Source organism: Streptomyces sp. CO7, assembly GCF_053474865.1.
In genome coordinates this window covers 49,780-52,404 of record NZ_JBRIOU010000004.1, presented here as the reverse complement: position 1 = coordinate 52,404, position 2,625 = coordinate 49,780, and the positions used below count along the sequence as shown (strand labels likewise).

4 protein-coding genes are annotated in these 2,625 nt (G+C 70.1%); all 4 read left to right on the top strand.

Annotated elements, in window-relative coordinates; all coding sequences use genetic code 11:
• The first annotated feature begins 312 nt into the window (after positions 1 to 312).
• Positions 313 to 810 carry a ribosome maturation factor RimP gene (gene rimP, locus ACOV8S_RS12900; protein WP_448317972.1) on the top strand — a complete coding sequence of 166 codons (498 nt, stop codon included), beginning with the start codon at positions 313 to 315 and terminating at the stop codon, positions 808 to 810.
• A 2-nt stretch (positions 811 to 812) separates the two neighbouring features.
• The gene (nusA, locus tag ACOV8S_RS12895; protein ID WP_448317971.1) at positions 813 to 1,805 is read left to right on the top strand and encodes a transcription termination factor NusA; all 993 of its coding nucleotides are present in this window, start codon (positions 813 to 815) and stop codon (positions 1,803 to 1,805) included.
• A gap of 147 nt (positions 1,806 to 1,952) precedes the next feature.
• Entirely contained in the window at positions 1,953 to 2,261 is a 309-nt protein-coding gene (locus ACOV8S_RS12890; RefSeq protein ID WP_448317970.1) for a YlxR family protein, read from the top strand.
• A gap of 150 nt (positions 2,262 to 2,411) precedes the next feature.
• Positions 2,412 to 2,625 (top strand): translation initiation factor IF-2 N-terminal domain-containing protein (locus ACOV8S_RS12885; protein WP_448317969.1); only part of this gene is annotated, 214 nt, incomplete at its 3' end.

Genomic DNA, 2,625 nt, shown 5'->3' with positions numbered 1-2,625 from the left:
GTCCTCGGCTGGGTGGCAGGGGCCTGTGGCGGCGGGCGGGCGGTTCGCACTTCTGCCTGTTCCGGCCGGGCGTCGGCGGTCGGACGGGTTCGCGCGGATCCGCGCCCGGCGCGTGACGGCCCGTCACGCCGTCAACTCCGGTCGGCACAGGTGTGATCACCGTACCCGTGTCCGAGTCCCGCACGGGCGACCGGTGCCGCGCCACGGCGGACGGGACACCCGGTGGACGGCAACACCCTCCGCGACCGGATACCCTTTGACCTGACACGCGACCAATCCCACAACAGCACACGCGGCCGAGGAGTCACCCGGATGAGCACCACCCAGAGCGAGAGGCTGCGAGAGCTGCTGGAACCGCTCGTCACCTCCCAGGGGCTCGACCTCGAGGAGATCGAGGTGGAGTCCGTCGGCCGCCGGCGGGTGCTGCGCGTGACCGTCGACTCGGACACGGGCGCCGACCTCGACCAGATCGCCGATGTGAGCCGCGCGCTCTCGGCGAAGCTCGACGAGACGGACGCGATGGGCGACGGCGAGTACAACCTCGAGGTCGGCACGCCGGGCGCGGAGCGCGCCCTCACGGAGCACCGGCACTACGTCCGCGCCACGGGCCGGCTGGTCAGGTTCCAGCTCGCCGACGGCGAGGAGCTGGTCGCGCGGATCCTGGGCGTCGACGACGAGGGACTCGACCTCGAGGTCCCGGGGGTCAAGGGCCGCAAGGCCACCACACGCAGGCTCGCCTTCCAGGACGTCGCCAAGGCGCGTGTCCAGGTCGAGTTCGGCCGCAAGAACAAGAATGACGAGGAGGCGTAGCCGTGGACATCGACATGAGCGCCCTGCGGGGCTTGGTGCGGGAGAAGGAGATCTCCTTCGACCTGCTGGTCGAGGCGATCGAGTCGGCCCTCCTCATCGCCTACCACCGGACCGAGGGAAGCCGCCGTCGCGCGCGCGTCGTGCTCGACCGGGAGACCGGTCACGTGACCGTGTGGGCGAAGGAGGACCCGGACGAGCTCGAGGAGGGGCAGGAGCCCCGCGAGTTCGACCACACCCCGTCCGACTTCGGCCGGATCGCCGCGACCACCGCCAAGCAGGTCATCCTGCAGCGGCTGCGCGACGCCGAGGACGACGCGACGCTCGGCGAGTACGCGGGCCGTGAGGGCGACATCGTCACCGGTGTCGTCCAGCAGGGCCGCGACCCGAAGAACGTCCTGGTGGACATCGGCAAGCTCGAGGCCATCCTGCCGGTGCAGGAGCAGGTGCCCGGCGAGGACTACAAGCACGGCACGCGGCTGCGGTCGTACGTCGTCCGGGTCGCCCGCGGCGTCCGCGGTCCCTCGGTCACGCTCTCGCGCACCCACCCGAACCTGGTGAAGAAGCTGTTCGCCCTGGAGGTCCCGGAGATCGCCGACGGCAGCGTCGAGATCACCGCGATCGCCCGTGAGGCCGGCCACCGCAGCAAGATCGCCGTGCGTTCGATGCGCAGCGGCCTGAACGCCAAGGGCGCCTGCATCGGCCCGATGGGCGCCCGGGTGCGCAACGTGATGAACGAGCTCAACGGCGAGAAGATCGACATCGTCGACTGGTCGGACGACCCGGCGGAGATGGTGGCCAACGCGCTGTCCCCCGCCCGGGTGAACAAGGTGGAGGTCGTCGACCTCGCCGCGCGCTCCGCCCGGGTGACGGTGCCCGACTACCAGCTGTCGCTGGCGATCGGCAAGGAGGGGCAGAACGCCCGTCTCGCCGCCCGCCTCACCGGCTGGCGGATCGACATCCGCCCGGACACCGAGCAGGACGGCCAGCAGGCCTGACCGCAGGGCCTCGCCCCACCCCCGGATCGCGGTGTGACCTGCGGCACGGAATGTTTGAGCCGTGTCAACGGTTGACATCAGGACAGAGACGACCGTGCGACGTCCGCCCACTCGGGCCGACGTCGGTGCGGGGAGGTAGACTTAGCTGTGTCTGGCCGGACGCTTACCCGCGTGTGCCCCGAGTACGGCCCTGAACGCACGTGCGTGGGGTGCAGGGAGCGGGCGGCCAAGACCGAGCTGCTGCGCATCGTGGCGGTCGAGGGCGAATGCGTCCCCGATCATCGCGGTACGCTGCCGGGCCGGGGTGCTTATCTGCACCCCGCCGTGGTCTGTCTCGACCAGGCGGTCCGCCGCAAGGCGTTCCCCCGGGCGTTCCGCGCCCAGGGGTCGCTCGACACGGCGGCGTTGCGCCGGCACGTCGAGCAGACCGTCGTCGCCGATTCGGCGGCACCGTAAGAAGCGTCGCGCGGAGCAGCCGCGCGGCCCAGGTACCTCGCGAGTTCTGAAAGCAGGTCGAGATTGCGATGAGCACTCGATGAGTACGCGATGAGTACGCCCATGAAGTAGCGACGGTCCGGCTTCCAACCCGGACCTCAAAGGAGCGAAGTGGCTAAGGTCCGGGTATACGAACTCGCAAAGGAGTTCGGAGTTGAGAGCAAGGTCGTCGTGGCCAAGCTCCAGGAACTCGGTGAATTCGTCCGATCGGCGTCCTCGACGATCGAGGCGCCCGTTGTGCGCAAGTTGACTGACGCCTTCCAGCAGGGTGGCGGTGGCGGCAAGTCCGCCCCGAAGCCCGGCGCGAAGAAGGCCGCCCCCAAGC